The 18,036-nt window shown below is 68.8% G+C and carries 10 protein-coding genes; 7 read left to right on the top strand and 3 right to left on the bottom strand.

The features are described from left to right. The first annotated feature begins 194 nt into the window (after nucleotides 1–194). Together acnA and J2Z79_RS08620 are read left to right on the top strand one after the other, a co-directional pair. Nucleotides 195–2,867: an aconitate hydratase AcnA gene (gene acnA / locus J2Z79_RS08625; RefSeq protein ID WP_209466466.1), complete on the top strand. Its 2,673-nt coding sequence runs from the start codon at nucleotides 195–197 to the stop codon at nucleotides 2,865–2,867. 719 nt (nucleotides 2,868–3,586) lie between these two features. Further along, entirely contained in the window at nucleotides 3,587–5,236 is a 1,650-nt protein-coding gene (locus J2Z79_RS08620) for an S-layer homology domain-containing protein (RefSeq protein WP_209466465.1), read from the top strand. A 54-nt stretch (nucleotides 5,237–5,290) separates the two neighbouring features. Here J2Z79_RS08620 and J2Z79_RS08615 read toward each other — a convergent pair whose 3' ends face one another. Then, nucleotides 5,291–5,626: a hypothetical protein gene (locus J2Z79_RS08615; RefSeq protein WP_209466464.1), complete on the bottom strand. Its 336-nt coding sequence runs from the start codon at nucleotides 5,624–5,626 to the stop codon at nucleotides 5,291–5,293. A 154-nt stretch (nucleotides 5,627–5,780) separates the two neighbouring features. On the opposite strand from J2Z79_RS08615, the gene J2Z79_RS08610 reads away from it, so the two are divergent. The 4 genes from J2Z79_RS08610 to J2Z79_RS19160 all read left to right on the top strand — a co-directional run bounded on the left by J2Z79_RS08610 (nucleotide 5,781) and on the right by J2Z79_RS19160 (nucleotide 12,147). Further along, nucleotides 5,781–6,530 (top strand): DUF2161 domain-containing phosphodiesterase, encoded by a 750-nt coding sequence (locus tag J2Z79_RS08610; RefSeq protein WP_209466463.1) that lies wholly within the window; start codon nucleotides 5,781–5,783, stop codon nucleotides 6,528–6,530. A gap of 185 nt (nucleotides 6,531–6,715) precedes the next feature. After that, complete coding sequence (locus J2Z79_RS08605) at nucleotides 6,716–8,323, top strand: gamma-glutamyltransferase family protein (RefSeq protein ID WP_209466462.1); 1,608 nt, start codon at nucleotides 6,716–6,718, stop codon at nucleotides 8,321–8,323. Nucleotides 8,324–8,595: 272 nt separating this feature from the next. After that, nucleotides 8,596–11,721 carry a pyruvate:ferredoxin (flavodoxin) oxidoreductase gene (gene nifJ / locus J2Z79_RS08600; protein ID WP_342589450.1) on the top strand — a complete coding sequence of 1,042 codons (3,126 nt, stop codon included), beginning with the start codon at nucleotides 8,596–8,598 and terminating at the stop codon, nucleotides 11,719–11,721. A 12-nt stretch (nucleotides 11,722–11,733) separates the two neighbouring features. After that, on the top strand, nucleotides 11,734–12,147 hold the full coding sequence (locus tag J2Z79_RS19160; RefSeq protein WP_342589449.1) for a thiamine pyrophosphate-dependent enzyme: 414 nt from the start codon (nucleotides 11,734–11,736) through the stop codon (nucleotides 12,145–12,147). 78 nt (nucleotides 12,148–12,225) lie between these two features. Here the strand turns inward: J2Z79_RS19160 and J2Z79_RS08595 are convergent, their stop codons facing one another. Then, complete coding sequence (locus J2Z79_RS08595) at nucleotides 12,226–15,522, bottom strand: S-layer homology domain-containing protein (RefSeq protein WP_245302487.1); 3,297 nt, start codon at nucleotides 15,520–15,522, stop codon at nucleotides 12,226–12,228. Nucleotides 15,523–15,790: 268 nt separating this feature from the next. Between J2Z79_RS08595 and J2Z79_RS08590 the strand changes: the two genes are divergently transcribed. Beyond that, nucleotides 15,791–16,630, top strand: coding sequence for an SDR family oxidoreductase (locus J2Z79_RS08590; protein ID WP_209466460.1), 840 nt, complete (start codon nucleotides 15,791–15,793; stop codon nucleotides 16,628–16,630). Here J2Z79_RS08590 and hemG read toward each other — a convergent pair. Then, nucleotides 16,627–18,033: a protoporphyrinogen oxidase gene (gene hemG, locus J2Z79_RS08585; protein ID WP_209466459.1), complete on the bottom strand. Its 1,407-nt coding sequence runs from the start codon at nucleotides 18,031–18,033 to the stop codon at nucleotides 16,627–16,629. The two genes, J2Z79_RS08590 and hemG, sit on opposite strands and share 4 nt — an antisense overlap. Nucleotides 18,034–18,036: the final 3 nt, after the last annotated feature.

Genomic DNA, 18,036 nt, shown 5'->3' with positions numbered 1-18,036 from the left:
ATTATGGCCTCATAACGACGCGTCATAGGGGCGTCGATTTACTGCTCCGAAAGATTGGTCTAGAATAAGGCTATGGACTACTAGTCTTCTCCGGTATGCACCCCAAATAATCATGGATCCCGAGTACGAAGGGTGGGGGCACGCCGGGGCCAATCGCCGTGGGACAAAATGCAGTGGAGAAGAGGGATGCTGACATGACCCGCACAGATGTCTTCCAGGCCAGGGCGACCTTCGATACGGGCTCGGGCACCGCGGTCATCTACCGGCTCGCCGCCTTGGAGAAGGCCGGACTGGTCAAGCTCGACCGGCTGCCCTTCTCGATCCGCATCCTCCTGGAGAACCTTCTGCGGAACCTCGACGGCTTCCTGGTCACCGAAGAGGACGTGCGCACCCTGGCGTCCTGGAACCCGCAGAGCCTTCCCCGGAAGGAGATCCCCTTCATCCCCTCCCGGGTGGTCCTGCAGGACTTCACCGGCGTGCCGGTGGTGGCCGACCTGGCCGCCATGCGCGACGCCATGGTGAAGCTCGGCGGGAAGGCTGACCAGATCAACCCGCTGGTGCCGGTGGACCTGGTCATCGACCACTCGGTGCAGGTCGATGCCTTCGGCACTGACTGGGCGTACAAGTTCAACGTCGACCTGGAGTTCAAGCGGAACAGGGAGCGCTACGTGTTCCTCAAGTGGGCCCAGAATGCCTTCCGCAACTTCCGCGCCGTGCCGCCGGGCATGGGCATCGTCCACCAGGTCAACCTGGAGTACCTCTCCCCCTGCGTTGCCCTGCGCGAGATCGACGGGGAGAAGGTCGCCCTGCCCGACACGGTGGTGGGCACCGACTCGCACACCACGATGATCAACGGCCTGGGCGTGCTGGGCTGGGGCGTCGGCGGCATCGAGGCCGAGGCGGCCATGCTCGGTCAGCCCTCGTACATGCTGGTGCCCGAGGTCATCGGCTTCAAGCTGACCGGCAGGCTGCCCGAGGGGGCCACCGCCACCGACCTGGTGCTGACCGTCACCCAGATGCTGCGCCAGAAGGGTGTGGTGGAGAAGTTCGTCGAGTTCTACGGCCCGGGCCTCTCCAACCTCTCGCTCGCTGACCGGGCGACCATCGCCAACATGGCGCCGGAGTACGGTGCGACGATGGGCTTCTTCCCCGTGGACGAGATCACGCTCGACTACCTGCGCCAGACCGGCCGCGACGAGGCGCACGTCGAGATGGTGGCCCGCTACCTGAAGGAGCAGGGGCTCTTCCGCACCGACGCGACGCCTGACCCCGAGTTCACCGACACGCTGGAGCTGGACCTCTCCACCGTCGAGCCCTCCCTGGCCGGGCCGCGGCGCCCGCAGGACCGGGTGGTGCTCAGCGGGGTGAAGCCCACCTTCCACAAGAACTTCGACGAGCAGATCCAGAAGGGCGGCGGGGTGGCCGTGGCCACCAAGACCGGCGTCCAGCACGGCTCCGTCGCCATCGCCGCGATCACCTCCTGCACCAACACCTCCAACCCCGCCGTGATGATCGGCGCCGGCCTCGTGGCCCAGAAGGCCGTCGCGAAGGGCCTCACCCGGAAGCCCTGGGTGAAAACCTCGCTGGCTCCCGGCTCCCGCGTGGTCACCGACTACCTGAAGGCCGCCGGCCTGCTCGACTCCATGGAGGCGCTGGGCTTCCACGTGGTGGGCTACGGCTGCACCACGTGCATCGGCAACTCGGGCAGCCTGCCTGAGGACGTCGCGCAGGACATCACCGCCAACGACCTGGTGGTGGCCGCCGTCATCTCGGGCAACCGGAACTTCGAGGGCCGGGTCAACCCGCTGGTCAAGGCCAACTTCCTGGCCTCCCCGATGCTGGTCGTCGCGTACGCTCTGGCCGGCACCGTGGACATCGACCTGAAGAGCGAGCCCATCGGCGAGGACAAGGACGGCAACCCCGTCTACCTCAGGGACATCTGGCCGACCAACGCCGAGATCCAGGAGGCCATCCGCAAGGCCATCACGCCGGAGATGTTCAAGGCCCAGTACGCCCGGGTCTTCGACGGCGATGAGAACTGGCAGCAGCTCGAGGCGCCCGACGGCGAGCTCTTCGCCTGGGATCCCGACTCGACCTACATTCAGCAGCCTCCGTATTTCAAGGACATGCAGCTTCAGCCTGCGCCGCTCAGCGACATCCGTGGCGCCCGGGTGCTGGCCCTGCTGGGCGACTCGATCACCACTGACCACATCTCGCCGGCCGGCAACATCGCCAAGGACAGCCCGGCCGCCCGGTACCTGATGGAGCGGGGCGTCGACCCGGTCGACTTCAACTCCTACGGTTCCCGCCGCGGCAACCACGAGGTGATGCAGCGGGGCACCTTCGCCAACATCCGCCTGCGCAACGCCCTCGCCGACGGCAAGGAGGGCGGCTACACCAAGTACCTGCCCACCGGCGAGGTCATGCCCATCTGGGATGCGGCCGTGAAGTATATGGAGTCGGGCACCCCGCTGGTGGTGCTGGCGGGCAAGGACTACGGCATGGGCTCCTCCCGCGACTGGGCCGCCAAGGGCGTGATGCTCCAGGGCGTGAAGGCCGTCATCGCCGAGAGCTTCGAGCGCATCCACCGCTCCAACCTGATCGGCATGGGCGTGCTCCCGCTGGTCTTCCAGGAGGGCCAGAACGCCGCCTCGCTGGGCCTCGACGGCACGGAGGAGATCACGATCGAGGGCATCAGCGGCGAGCTGACCCCGCGCCAGACCTTCGCCGTCACCGCCCGGAAGGCCGACGGTCGGGAGATCCGCTTCAACGTGACCTCCCGCCTCGACACCGCCGTCGAGATCGAGTACTACAAGAACGGCGGCGTGTTGCAGACGGTTCTGCGGCGGCTGGCCAGCGAGAAGTAGCTGATTCGGCGTCTCGACCAGTACGCTGAGAACCAAGTTGATAACTGGACCTTCCTACCGGGGGCGGGCCGACATGCGCAGCCCGCCCCCGGGGCACGGCGTAGCAAAGGCCGGGGGGAGGGTGTAGGGAGGGGGGCTCCGCCCCCCTCCCTACTTCAATCAACGGCGGCGTGCTGCAGACGGTTCTCCGGCGGCTGGCCAGCGAGAAGTAGCTGACTCGGCGTCTTGACCAACACGCTGAGAACCAAGTTGATAACTAGACCTTCCTACCGGGGGCGGGCTGACATGCGCAGCCCGCCCCCGGGGCACGGCGTGGCAAAGGCCGGGGGGAGGGTGTGGGAGGGGGCTTGGCCCCTCCCACTTCGATCATGGGCCGACATGTGCGGCCCGCCCCCGGGGCACCAGGTACCAACAGCCTGGGGGAGGGTGTAGGGAGGGGGCACCCCCTCCCTTCGTTGATCAAAGGGGCTTGACCCCCTCCCACTTGGATCGGAGGGGGCTTCTGCTGACATAGCGGAAACCGCAGTTGTATAGAGAGTAGGAGCCGGGCGACCCACGTCCCGCGGCACGCGGGTCGAAATTTCGGCATAGGGTACCCAATGGGGTTTATCCAGGTCAGCAAGGGAGTGCTTACCATGAAGGTCCGGTCCTGATGGCTCGCATGGCTCCTCTCCCTCGCCCTCTGGCTGCCGCCGGGAGTGCTGCAGGCGGCGTCTCCAGTGCCGATCAACCCGTTACCGATCGACCCGTCCCTCCCCCCCATCTTCCCGCCGCCCGTGTTGCTCCCAGACCTGACCATCACCGTAACCGGCCCCGAAGAACTGAGGCAGGGGCAGTCGTACGACGGCCTCGTAAAACTCCAGGTTTCGAACAAGGGCCTGCCGTCAGTGCCGGGCAACACAGAGGGCACCGAGAGCTACCTGATCGACCTCGAACTGGTGCAGGGCGACACGCGCATCCCGCTCACCCAGATCACGGCCACGCCCAGCGTGAACGGCGGCCAGACCGTTGAGCTGACGCCGGCGGGGGCGATCCCCAGCTCCACCCCGCCCGGCGATTACTGCCTGACGGCGGTCATCGACCCCACGAACCGGGTAACCGAAGCCAATGAAGACAACAACTCCCACTGCGTCAACATCACCATCAGGCGCTTCCTGCTCATCCCCATCGATCCCCTGCCCATCGACCCGGGGATCATCGTCCTGAAACCCGACCTCACGGTGTCGCTCTCCGGGCCCGCCGAAGTCGTCCGTGGCACCAGCCTGGAAGGCCTCGCCACCGTGAAGGTCACCAACGGCGGCGCGCTGAAGGCCGCCGGAAACCGCCCGGGGCAGGAGGGCTATGAGCTCGCCTTCGTGCTGTCCACGTCGACCGAAATCCCCGTGGCGTACGGCGAGGAGTCGGCCAGCTTCCGGGACGGCGCCGTGCTGCCGCGCGGCCGCATCACGGCCACATCTGACCTGGAGCCAGGCACATCGGTTGAGTACCCGGTGAAGGGAACCATCCCTGCCGACACTCCTCCGGGACTGTACTGCCTGGGTGTCGTGGTCGACCCCGCCGGGCGCGTCAGCGAGGCCAGTGAGGAAAACAACACGGCCTGCCTCATGGTGACCGTCCGGCCCAGCGACAGGACGCTGCCGATACCCGATCCGGAGCCGCCCATCGCTGATCCCGGGGATCCGGCGCCCCCGCCGGGTGACCGCGGGGATCCGACCCCACCGCCCGACGACCCTGGGGACCCGACCGACCCGTCGCCCGAGCCCCCGGGCGACTCGGAACCTCCGGCTTTCCCCACGACCTGCACCGATCAGGACTTCAGCGATCTGCCGGCCAGCCACCCCGCGTGTGCAGCCGTATCCGTCCTGGTGGCCGAGGGCATCATCAACGGCTACGAAGACGGCACCTTCCGACCCGAGCGGTCGGTGACCCGGGCGGAGTTCGCGAAGATGTACACCCTTGCAGTCGGAATCGATCCCCGCCCGGGCGAGCCGCTGCCCTTCTCCGACACCGCGGGCCACTGGGCGGATACGATGGGCTTCCTGGCTGCGGCCGTGGCTAACGGCGCCATCATCGGCTTCCCGGACGGCACCTTCCGGCCCGACGACCTGGTCACCCGGGCGCAGGGCGTGAAGATCGTCACCGCCGACCTGGTCGCTGCGTACGGCCGGACGGTGGGTTCGCTGCCCGTCGACGTGACCGCCGACCTCTGGTACTACGCCTACGTCGCGGTCGGGATCGACGCCGGGCTGATGGGCGCAGGGGCACACTACCCCGTCTTCGCCTCGGCGGCGTTCGCGGGCGACACGCCCATGACCCGGGCCGAGGCGGCCATGTTGCTCGCCAACCTCCTGGTCCTCCGGGATCGGTAACAACAGCGGGCGGACCGGCAACGCCGGTCCGCCCAAGCGCGTGCGCAGACTTGGTCACAGGCAGAAGGGCACCCCGAACACCGCCGGGACCCCCGTGCTGAACGGTTTGCCGAAGGGGCTGAACGCCGGGGCCGCAGGGAACGGGAAACCGAAACCGATCGCGGGCACCCCGAAGGGGTAGGTACTCGGAATCACCGTGGGCGCGGTCGGCGTGGGCAGCGGCACCTTGGCCGCGGGGGTGAAGGGGCTGACCACCGGCGCGCCCCAGGGGACCGGGAAGGCGCCGGGCGAGGGCAGGGGAATGCCCTTGCCCACAGGGCTCAGCGTCGGGGTCGGAAAGGGCGGCGACGGGCAGTTGATCCCGGGAATGGGAAAACCTCCGAAGAGCACGGCCATACCTCCTGCTCCAGGGAACCATATCACGCGACTCTTCGTTATGCTATGCTCCGGCGCTGTCCCGGGGCCACTCCCGAAGGGCTGCAGGATTTGGTCGCCGCCGCAAGGAAGATGGGCAGGGGAAAGCCTCACAAGGGGAGGTGAAGGAATGCAGGCCCGCCGCGAGACCGACCTGTACGGTCCGGTCAAGGCGCTGCTGGAGGGGATGGGCTTCACCGTGAAGGGCGAGGTGAACGGCTGCGACCTGGTGGCCGTCAGAGGCGAAGACCTGGTGATCGTGGAGCTGAAGCGCACGTTCACCCTCGACCTGGTGCTGCAGGGCGTGGAGCGCCTGCGCCTGTCGGAGGCGGTCTACCTGGCCGTGGAGGAGCCGGGCCGTTCCGGCAGCAGCCGCCGCTGGTCGCAGGTGAAGGCGCTCTGCCGCCGGCTCGGCGTGGGGCTGATCACGGTCCGGTTCCGCGGGACCGGCCCCTCGGCCACCGTGCTGCTGGACCCCGAGCCCGTCCGCCCCCGCGCCGCGCGGAAGCGGCGCATCGCGTTGCTGCGCGAGTTCCACGCCCGGTCGGGCGACCGCAACACCGGCGGCTCCACCCGCCGCCCGCTCGTCACGGCCTACCGGGAGGACGCCCTGCGCCTCGCCGCCTTCCTGCAGCGCCGCGGCCCGGCCCCGCTGCGCGCGATCCGGAGCGAAACCGGGGTGCAGCGGGCTGGGGCGATACTGCAGGACGACCACTACCGCTGGTTTGAGCGGGTGAGCCGCGGCGTCTACCGGCTGTCGCCGGCCGGCGAAGCCGCGCTGCAGACGTACGCGGACGTGGTGAACGCCCTGGCCGAGTCCGCCGCAGCGCAGCAAGGCCTGCCCGGGCCAGGCGGTGGCGCCGAGCCGCCCTGCCCGTAACTGACCGAGCTGCTGCACCGGGGCAGGGCGAGCGAAGGCGCGTTGCTGGCGCCGGTTCAAAGCTCCGCAGGAGGCCGGCGCGAGCGCAGCGGAGCGAGCACGCCCGGCCGACGAGGAGCATTGCCGCTGCTGAGCGCCAGCGGCGCCGAGCCGCCCTGCCCAGGCTACCCAAGGAGGAGTGACAGATGCGCTTCGATCCGCTGGAGTACCCGTATCCGTCGCGACGCAACTGCGTCTATGCCGCCCGTGGGATGGTGGCCACCTCACAGCCGCTCGCGGCCCAGGCCGGGCTTGCCATTCTGCAGCAGGGCGGAAACGCTGTGGACGCGGCGGTGGCCACGGCGGCGATGCTGACCGTCGTCGAGCCCACGTCCAACGGCATCGGCTCCGACGCCTTCGCACTGGTCTGGTCCGGCGGGCGCCTCCACGGCCTCAACAGCAGCGGCCCTGCGCCGCGCGCACTCAGCGTCGAGGCGCTGGAGCGTGCAGGCCACCGCGAGATCCCGCGGCACGGCTTCATCCCCGCCATGGTGCCCGGTGCGCCGGCGGCCTGGGTGGAGCTGAACCGCCGCTTCGGCCGCCTGCCCCTCACCCGGGTGCTGGCTCCCGCGGCCGAGTACGCGGAGCGCGGCTACCCGGTCTCGCCCACGCTGGGGCGCTACTGGCAGAGCGCCTTCGCCAGCTACCGGAAGAGCCTGGACGGAGAGGCCTTCCGCCCCTGGTTCGACACCTTCGCACCCCAGGGGCGGGCGCCGGCGGTCGGAGAGGTATGGCGCTCTCCGGCCCACGCGCGGACGCTGCGCATGATCGCGGAAACGGCAGGCGAGGCCTTCTACCGGGGTGAACTGGCGGAGCGCATCGCCGCGTTCGCCCGGCAGCACGGCGGCTACATCAGCGCCGATGACCTGGCCGCCTTCCGGCCCGAGTGGGTGGAGCCCATCTCGGTCCACTACCGGGGTTACGACGTCTGGGAGCTGCCGCCCAACGGGCAGGGGCTGGTGGCGCTGCTGGCGCTCAACATCCTCAAGGGCTTTGAGTTCGGCGCGCGAGAGGACGTGGGGACCTACCACCGGCAGATCGAGGCGCTGAAGCTGGCGTTCGCTGACGGCAGGCGTTTCATCGCGGACCCCGCCGCCATGGACGAGGCGGTGAGCGACCTGCTCTCAGAGGCATACGCGGCGGAGCGCCGGCAGCTGATCGGCCGCACCGCGCTGGACCCTGCCCCCGGCCAGCCGCCGCGCGGCGGCACGGTCTACCTGGCGGCCGCGGACGGCGAGGGGAACATGGTCTCCTACATCCAGTCCAACTACATGGGCTTCGGCTGCGGCATCGTCATCCCGGAGACGGGCATCGCGCTGAACAACCGGGGGCACTGCTTCAGCCTGGAGCCCGGCCACCCCAACCGCCTGGAGCCGGGGAAGCGGCCGTACAACACCATCATTCCCGGCTTCCTCACCCGGGACGGTCAGCCGGTCGGGCCGTTCGGCGTGATGGGCGGGTTCATGCAGCCCCAGGGCCACCTCCAGGTGATCATGAACACCATCGACTTCGCCCTGAACCCGCAGGCCGCGCTGGACGCGCCCCGCTGGCAGTGGATCGAGGGCAGGACGGTGGAGCTGGAGCACAGCGTGCCCACGCACATCGCCGACGCCCTGGCCCGCAGGGGGCACGCGGTGCGCTGGGCCATGGGATCGGGAGGGTTCGGCCGCGGCCAGATCATCTGGCGCCAGCCCGACGGCGTGCTGGTCGGCGGGACCGAGCCGCGCACCGACGGGCAGATCGCCGCGTGGTAGTGCTGCAGGAGTTCCTCTTTCCGGATGATCGGGCCGCAGCGGCGAATGGTGGGGTCGTCGCCCGATTGCGCCATGGCCGCCCTACGGCGCGGACTGTGCCCAACTGCTCATAAGGGTGCCCTGTATTCACCCCACAAATTGAACCATGTGCCCTGTCCGAAATGGGGACTTTGTTGCCCTGTCAGCCCAAAGTACACTGACGCTACAATATAGCAGGACTAGGAGCATGAAGGCCGCGACCCTTGCGGCCTGAAAGATAGGAGCGTGACTTGATGCCCAGAAGAGTAACTATCGACGGTAACGAGGCAGCGGCATACGTCGCGTACCGCACCAACGAAGTGATCGCGATCTACCCGATCACCCCGTCATCGCCGATGGGCGAGTTTGCGGATGCGTGGGCGGCCGCGGGCGTGAAGAACCTGTGGGGCACGGTGCCTCAGGTGCAGGAGATGCAGTCGGAGGGCGGCGCCGCAGGCGCCATCCACGGTGCCCTCCAGGGCGGCGCGCTCGCAACGACCTTCACCGCATCCCAGGGTCTCCTGCTCATGATCCCCAACATGTACAAGATTGCCGGCGAACTCACCCCGACCGTTTTCCACATCGCGGCGCGGGCGATCGCCACCCAGGGCCTCTCCATCTTCGGTGACCACTCCGACGTGATGGCGGCCCGCCAGACCGGCTGGGCGATGCTCTTCAGCAGCAACGTCCAGGAGGTCATGGACCTCGCGCTGGTGGCCCAGGCGGCCACGCTGAAGGCGCGGGTTCCCTTCGTGCATGCCTTCGACGGCTTCCGCACCTCCCACGAGGTGCAGAAGATCGAGCTGCTCCCGGACGAGACCATCCGGGCGATGATCGATGACGAGCTGGTGCGGGCTCACCGGGAGCGCAGCCTCTCGCCTGACCGCCCCGTGATGCGCGGCACCGCGCAGAACCCCGACGTCTACTTCCAGGCGCGCGAGGTCTCAAACCCGTTCTACCTGGCCACCCCCGGCATCGTGCAGGAGTGCATGGATCAGCTGGCCCAGCTGACCGGCCGCCACTACCACCTCTTCGACTACTCCGGCGCCCCTGACGCGGAGCGGATCATCATCCTGATGGGCTCCGGCGCCGAGACCGTCGAGGAGACCGTCAAGTACCTGACCGCCCGCGGTGAGAAGGTCGGCCTGATCAAGGTCCGCCTGTTCCGGCCGTTCTCCGCCGAGGCCCTCCTCAAGGCCATCCCGGCCACCGTGAAGGCGATCGCCGTCCTCGACCGGACCAAGGAGCCGGGCTCCGCCGGCGAGCCGCTCTACCAGGATGTGCTGACCGCCCTCTCCGACGCCGTGATGAGCGGCGCCCGCGCCAGCCTGCCGCGCGTGGTCGGCGGCCGCTACGGCCTGGGCTCCAAGGAGTTCACCCCGGCCATGGTCAAGGCCGTCTTCGACGAGCTGAAGAAGGACGCGCCGAAGAACCACTTCACGGTCGGCATCATCGACGACCTGACCAACACCCACCTCGAGTACGATCCCAGCTTCTCCACCGAGGCTGACGACGTATTCCGGGCGATGTTCTGGGGCCTCGGCTCCGACGGCACGGTGGGCGCCAACAAGAACACCATCAAGATCATCGGTGAGGAGACGGACTTCTACGCCCAGGGCTACTTCGTCTACGACTCCAAGAAGTCCGGCGGCATCACCATCTCCCACCTGCGGTTCGGTCCGCGGCCGATCCAGTCCACCTACCTGATCCAGAAGGCCAACTTCGTGGCGATCCACCAGTTCGTCTTCGTCGAGAAGTACCCGGTGCTCGACGCGGCGATGCCCGGCGCCACTGTACTGCTCAACTCGCCGTACCCGGCGGACGAGGTCTGGAACCACCTGCCGCGCACCTTCCAGAAGCAGGTGATCGAGAAGGGCCTGAAGCTCTACGCGATCGACGCCGACGCCGTCGCCCGCGAGACGGGCATGGGCCGCCGGATCAACACCATCATGCAGACCTGCTTCTTCGCCATCTCCGGCGTGCTGCCGCGCGAAGAGGCGATCGCCAAGATCAAGAAGGCCATCGAGAAGACCTACACCGCCAAGGGCGAGGCCGTCGTGAAGAAGAACTTCGCCGCCGTCGACACCGCCGTGGCCCATCTGCACGAGGTGAAGATCGGCGAGGTGACCAGCACCATCGACCTGCGCCCGCCGGTGCCCGCCGAGGCGCCCGAGTTCGTGCAGAAGGTGACGGCGGAGATGATCGCCAACCGCGGCGACAACCTGCCCACCTCGCTGCTCCCCGCCGACGGCACCTATCCCACCGCCACCACCCAGTGGGAGAAGCGCTCCATCGGCCTCGAGGTGCCGATCTGGGATCCGGACCTCTGCATCCAGTGCGGCAAGTGCGTCATGGTCTGCCCGCACGCCGTGATCCGGGCCAAGGTCGCCGACGAGGCCGCCCTGGCCGGGGCGCCCGAGGGCTTCAAGCACATGCCGGCCAGGTTCCGCGAGCTGCCCGGCAAGCGGTACACCATCCAGGTTTCCACCGAGGACTGCACCGGCTGCGCCCTCTGCGTCGAGGCCTGCCCGGCCAAGAGCAAGCAGGATCCGTCCCACAAGGCCATCAACATGACCGATATCATCGCCGCCCGCGAGCAGACGAAGGGGCACTGGGACTTCTTCCTCTCTCTGCCCGACGTGGACGCGACGGCCATCCCGTTCAACAACGTCCGCAACGTCCAGCTGGCCCGGCCGCTCTTCGAGTTCTCCGGCGCCTGTGCGGGCTGCGGCGAAACGCCTTACCTCAAGCTGATCTCCCAGCTCTTCGGCGACCACATGCTGATCGCCAACGCCACGGGCTGCTCCTCGATCTACGGCGGCAACCTGCCCACCACGCCGTGGGCCAAGGACGCCGCGGGCCGAGGCCCCGCCTGGTCCAACTCGCTGTTCGAGGATAACGCCGAGTTCGGCCTCGGCATGCGGCTGGCCGTCGACAAGCAGACCGGCATCGCGATGGAGCTGGTGGAGGCGCTGCGGGATCAGATCGGCGCCGATCTGGCGGACGCGCTGCTGACGGCCGACCAGTCCGATGTCGCCGGCATCGCCGCCCAGCGGGAGCGCGTCGCCCAGCTGAAGGAGCGGCTGGAGAAGCTGAGCGACCCGCGGGCCGCACAGCTGGCCGCCGTGGCCGACTACCTGGTCAAGAAGTCGGTCTGGATCATCGGCGGCGACGGCTGGGCCTACGACATCGGTTTCGGCGGCCTCGACCACGTCATCGCCTCCGGCAAGAACGTCAACATCCTCGTGCTCGACACCGAGGTTTACTCCAACACCGGCGGCCAGGCCTCCAAGTCGACCCCGCGGGGCGCCGTGGCCAAGTTCGCTGCCGGCGGCAAGCCGGCGGGCAAGAAGGACCTGGGTGCGATCGCCATGCAGTAGGGCAACGTCTACGTGGCGCAGGTGGCCCTGGGCTACAACGATGCGCAGGTCCTGCGGGCCTTCCGCGAGGCTGAGTCCTACGACGGCCCGTCGCTGATCATCGCCTACAGCCACTGCATCGCCCACGGCATCGACATGGCCAAGGGCCTGAACCAGCAGAAGCTGGCGGTGGAGTCCGGCCACTGGCCCGTCTACCGGTACGACCCGCGGCTCGCGGCCGAGGGCAAGAACCCGTTCCAGCTCGACTGCCCGGCGCCGAAGGTCCCGCTGGAGCAGTACGTCTACAACGAGACCCGCTACGCCCAGCTCCGCAAGAGCAACCCGGCGGCCGCCGAGGAGCTGCTGCGGCAGGGACAGGCCGACGTGGAGGCCAGGTGGCGGCGTTACGAGCAGCTGGCCAAGATGGAAGTGGCTTCGGCCGACTAGCGGAACCGACAGGCATGCATACCAAAGGAGCAGGACGCCCCCGGGCGTCCTGCTCCTTCTGCTTTTCGCCGCCGGCCGTCAGTCGTTGCGCACGTCGCGGCTGCGGCGCTCCACGCTCATCTTGATGATCACGTCGCCCCGCACCTCGAGCTCGACGCGGTCGCCGGTGTAGACCTCGTCCAGCGGAACGCTCGACTCCCCGATGAACGGGAGCACGTTGTCGGCCAGGGTCAGGACCCGCTCACGGCCGTTGCCGACGCGGACCGTGATGTCGCGGTCGGCGACGCCGACGATCGTCCCCTTGACGACGCTGGTGCGCGGCCGCTCCACCACGTCTACGGTGGCGGCGATACCGGCGACCAGCCCGACCCGCACCCGGTCACCCGGCAGCAGGTCCGCGAGCTCCAGGGTCCTGTTCCCCTGGCGGTAGAGCGTCTCCGGTCCGACGGTAATCAGACGCGTGCCGTCCTCCACCTTGACCAGGATGCTGGGCTGGAAGGTGATCGACATGTGGTAGACGGCCAGCACCTGACCGGTGACCTCGTTCCGGCTCACCTGCTCGGCCTCGATGGCGGTCGCCACCCCGGCGACCAGGGTGACGGTCACCCGGTCGCCCTTGCGCAGGTCGTCGAGCTGGACCGGCTTGCCGGCTCGGGTGATCACCACGTCCGGCGCCAGCGTGATGTGGCGGACGCCGTCATCGGTGCGCAGGTCGATGCTGGACTGGAAGGTGATCGATACCGGGTAGATCTCCTCGATCGTCCCCTGGAGCGTCTCGGACTCCGGCCCCCGCTCGTGGACCTGGATCGCCGTGGCCACGCCGGCCGTCACGGTGACCGTGACCTGGTCGCCCTTGCGCAGGTCGTCCAGCGTCAGCCGCTGCCGGCCGTAGCTGATCGCCACGTCGGGCGCCAGCGCAATCGTGCGCTTCTCCTTGCCAGTGTCCACCTCGATGCTGGACTGGAAGGTGATCGAGACCGGGAAGATCTCGCTGATCGTGCCCTTCACCTCTTCGACCACGGGCCCGCGCTCCTCGACGCGGATCTCCGTGCCGGTGCCACCCACGACCTTGACGACCACCTTGTCGCCAGGGCGCAGGTCCCCAACCTTGAGGCGGGTGTTGCCGTGGCGGATGGAGACGTCGTCGGCCAGGGTGATGCGGCGGCTGCCGTCGGCGGTCTTCACCGTCACCCGGGCCTTGGCCGTGCGGGTGGCGGGCTCAACCGCCTCAACGGTACCCTTGACCTCCTCGACCTGCGGGCCGCGGGTGGTCACCGTCACCTCGGTGCCGACACCGTCCACCACCTTGATGGTGACCTCGTCGCCCAGGCGCAGCTCATCCGCCTTCAGCCGCTTGCTGCCGTGCTTGATCGTCACGTCGGTCGCCAGGGTGACCGTCTTGCTGCCCTTGCTGGTCTTCACCGTGAGCTTGGGCCCGTTCTTCCCGGCGGCCGGCGCGATGGCCTCGATGATGCCCGAGACCTCCTCGACCAGCGGCCCGCGGCTGTGGATCGTCATCTCGGTGCCGATGCCGTCCACGACCTTGATGGTGACCTCGTCGCCCAGGCGCAGCTCATCCAGCTTCAGCCGCTTGCTGCCTTGCTTGATCGTCACGTCGGTCGCCAGGGTGACCGTCTTGTTGCCCTTGCTGGTCTTCACCGTGACCTTCGGCCCCGTCGTCCGGGTGGCGGGAACGATGTCCTGGATCGTGCCCTTCACCTCTTCGATCACCGGGCCCCGGCTGAGAACCCGAACCTCCTCGGCCGCGCCGTTGACCAACCGGACCTGCACCTCGTCACCCGCGCGGAGGTCAGCGAAGTTCAGGCGGTTGTTGCCGTAGCGGATGACCGCGTTCTTCGCGAGCGTCACCGTACGGGTGCTGCCGCTGTCGGTCTTCAGGCGGATGCGCGCCTCGCTGTTCTTCGTGGCCGGGTAGAGGGTCTGGATCTCGCCGCGGACGGTCTCCTCACGCCGGGCGGGCTTGTCGACCGTGATGCGGATCGCGACGCCGCCGGCCAGGCGCACGGTCACCTCGTCGCCCTTCTCGAGGTCCGTCAGGTCAACCCGGTTGCCCTCCTTGGTGATCACGACCCCGGGCGCCACCGTGACGGTGCGGGTGGTGTTGCCGACCTTCAGGTCGATGGAGCCCAGGAACGAGATCGAGTACGGATGGACGGCGGTGACGGTGCCCTTGATCTGGGTCTCGCTGCCGGTGCCGGAGGACCGCTGGGTGACGTCGATGGCGATCGCGACGCCGGCGACGACGTCCACCGTCACCTTGTCGCCGACCCGCAGTTCACCCAGGTCGATCTTGCGGCCGTTGTAAGTGGCGGTGACCTGCGGGGCAAGGGGATAGGTCCGCTCCCGGCCGCCGCTGGTCTCCAGGACCAGGAGGCCCAGCCCGCCGGCCATCTCAGAGGGCAGGAAGATCGCGCTGATCTCGCCCGAGACGCCGCTCGTGTTCGGGGACTTCACAGGAGTGCGGGCCATGATCAGCAGGACCCGTTCGCTGGAGTCGAGCACCACCGAGACCCGGGCGCCCTGCGGCAGGCCGCCGAGATCCGCGGGCCGCTCATCCAGGAAGACGGGCGCATCCGCGAAGACCTGCAGCGTCCGGTTCCGCCCCTGCACGTTCAGCGTGATCGTGAGATCCCGTGCGCTGACCCTCACCAGGTCGCCGGTCAGGATCCCGGGCCGGAACCGCCCGAGCTCGCCCAGCTGGCGGTCCGTGCGGGAGAGCAGCGCCGCCGCCTGGGCGCGGGTCAGCGCGTCGTTGGGCCGGAACGTCCCGTCGGGGAAGCCCGCGACCAGCTCATGGTCCACGGCAGCCGCGACGTAGCCCACCAGGGAGGCGGGGATCAGGTCGGCGTCGCGGAAGGGCAGGTTCGCCTTCATCTTGGCCTGGGCCTCGGCTTCGTAGCCCAGGGCCCGGACCAGCAGGACCGACACCCAGAGCCGGGTGGCATTCTCGTCCGCCCGCAGCAGGCCGTCCTCGGCCACGGGCACGATGTCGTGGTCGACGGCCACGGCGATATACGGCCGCGCCCAGTCCGGGATGTCCCTCCTGTCGCTGAAGGGCAACAGCGACGCGATCTCGTCCTCGTCCAGGTCGTAGACTTCGTCCTCCAGCCCCATCAGCCGGATGGCCACGGTGACGGCCTGGGCCCGCGTCAGCGGCGCCTGCGGCTGGAACAGACCGTTGCCCACGCCCTTCATCAGGCCCTTGGTCTGCATCTCCACCACGTACGGCAGTGCCCAGTCGTCCTCGGGCACGTCCAGGAACCAGGAGCGCCAGCCTCCGTTCGCCGCCAGGGTCGGGGCCACCGACCCCAGCAGGAGCGCAAGCGCCAGCAACAGACTGAACAGTCTTCGCATGCGCACCGGAACCCCCTCCTCACAAGCCATGTTCCATCGATACAGACGATTCGCTGCTTGGACGACGTTTCATGGGGGTCGCACCCTGAGTTTGCAAAACGCCGCGCGCATGGCCCCGCATCCCTGCAACCCGTCGCACCTCCTCCGCTCCTGCCGGAGGGCAATGCCAAACCCCGCCGCGGGATGCGGCGGGGTGAAGCAGGACTGGCCATCCGGGTGTCCAATCAATACATAACGTTTTCGCTTATCGAGCAAAGGGGGAGCGAGGATGCCGGGAGTATTGGAGGGACGCGTCGCCATCATCACCGGCGCAAGCCGAGGCATCGGCCGCGCGCTGGCGATCCGGCTGGCGCGGGAGGGCGCCGACATCGTCGTGGCGGCCAAGAGCGAGCAGTCCACGGAACACCTGCCGGGATCCATTTACGAGACGGCGGAGGAGGTCCGCCGCCTCGGGCGCAGGGCCCTGCCCGTCAAGGTGGACGTGCGGGACGAGGCCCAGATCGCCGCGATGGTGGACGCCGCCGCCCGCGAGTTCGGACGCATCGACATCCTGATCAACAACGCCGGTGCGCTCTGGTGGCAGCCCGTGCTGGACACGCCGGCGAAGCGGTTCGACCTGCTGATGCAGGTGAACGTACGGGCCGCCTACCTCTGCAGCTACTACGTCCTGCCGCACATGCAGCGGCAGCACTGGGGCCACATCATTACCATGGCCCCGCCCATCTCCACCGAGGCCAACCCGGGCATGGTGGCCTACATGATCGCCAAGATGGGCATGGCCCGCCTCGCCATCGGCATCGCCGCCGAGCACCGGGAGGACAACATCGCCAGCAACTCGCTCTGGCCGGTCGCACCCATCGAGACGGCGGCAGTCATCAACCACGGGCTGGGCGACCGCTCCCAGTGGCGCACCCCCGAGATCATGTGCGACGCGGTGATGGCCATCCTCTCGCAGGAGCCCTCGGCCTGCACCGGGCGGCAGCTGCTGGACGAGGAGATCCTGCGGGAGGCCGGCGTCACCGACTTCGACCGGTACTGGTGCGAGGGCAGGCCGCCGGAGAACCCGATCTGGATCGACGGGCGTGAGCAGTGGGGTCTGACCCGCTAGACCCACCCGAGGTGTCGGGCGGCCTTCTCGGCCGCCTGCGCGCCCTCGCGCACGCAGTCCGGCAGGCCGACGCCCCGGAAGGCGGCGCCGCCGAGGTAGAGCCCGGGCGCCTGGGCTATCAGCCGGTCGACGCGGTCCATCCGGTCGAGGTGCCCCACCAGGTACTGGGGCATCGCGCGCCGCCACTTGAAGACGCGGGTCAGGATCGGCTCCGCCGTGAGGCCCATCAGCCGCTCCAGCTCCTTGCGGGCGTGGGCGATGATCAGATCGTCAGGCTCCTTGGTCCAGTCGCGGCCCACGCCGCGGCCGATGAAGCAGCGGATGAGCACCTTGTCCTCGGGCACGGCGTGGGGCCACTTCGATGAGACCCACGTCGACGCCGTCACCACGGTCGGCTCGCGGACGGGCACCAGGAATCCGGAGGCGTCCAGCGGGTGCGACACGTCGCTCCGGTTGTAGGCCAGGGCGGCGACCACCGAGTGGTGGTAGGGGATGGCGCTCAGCTCGGAGGCAACGTCCGGCAGCCAGTCGCGCACCAGGCCGGCGCTGGCGTACGCGGGCAGGGCGAGGATGACCGCGTCGGCCTCGATGCGCTGGCCGTCGTCCAGGCCCGCCACGTAGCCGCGCCGCTCGGGACCGGGGACGAGCCCCGTCAGGGAGACCCCCGTCAGCAGCCTGACCCGCCCCTCCAGCCGCGCCACCAGGGCCTGAACCAGCCGGTTCAGGCCTCCTTTGACGGTCACGAAGGCGCTGCCGGTGGGCCCCTTGGGCTTCAGCGCCTTGTTGCGCCAGGCCTGGAGCAGCAGCGAACCCCCCTCCCGCTCCATCGCGAGGAACCGGGGGAAGGTGGCCTTCATGGAGACGGCGTTGAAGTCGCCGCCGTAGATACCGCCCATCAGCGGGCCGGCGATATTCTCCAGCACCTCGCGGCCGAAGCGGCGGCCGACGAACGAGCCGATCGACTCGTCCTCGTCGCTGCGCCGCACGGGTACGAAGGGCTCCAGCCCGGCCCGCAGTTTGCCCCAGGGGGTGAGGAGCCGGGTGGTGAGGAACGGCCAGACCTCGGTGGGGATCATGACCTGCATGCCCACCGGCAGCTGCTCCAGCCGGTTCTTGTGCAGGATGTAGGTCGACCGGATCCGGGGGTTGGTGCCCACGGTCTCCAGTCCCAGCTCCCGGGCCAGCTCGACCGCCCACGGCTTGTAGGCGATGACCGAGTCCGGCCCCTCCTCGATGATCATGCCGTCGACCACCTCGGTCTGGGTCTTGCCCCCGAGGCGGTTCTCCTTCTCGACCAGGATGATCTCCGGGTTGCGCCCGGCCGCCTGCGCCTTCTTCAGCAGCGAGTAAGCCGCGGAGAGGCCGGTCATGCCGCCTCCGGCGATGAGAATGCGTTCCTGCATCGT

The organism is Symbiobacterium terraclitae (assembly GCF_017874315.1).
In the GTDB taxonomy this organism is placed as follows: Bacteria; Bacillota; Sulfobacillia; order Symbiobacteriales; family Symbiobacteriaceae; genus Symbiobacterium; species Symbiobacterium terraclitae.
This window is presented reverse-complemented; position numbering and strand designations above follow the sequence as displayed.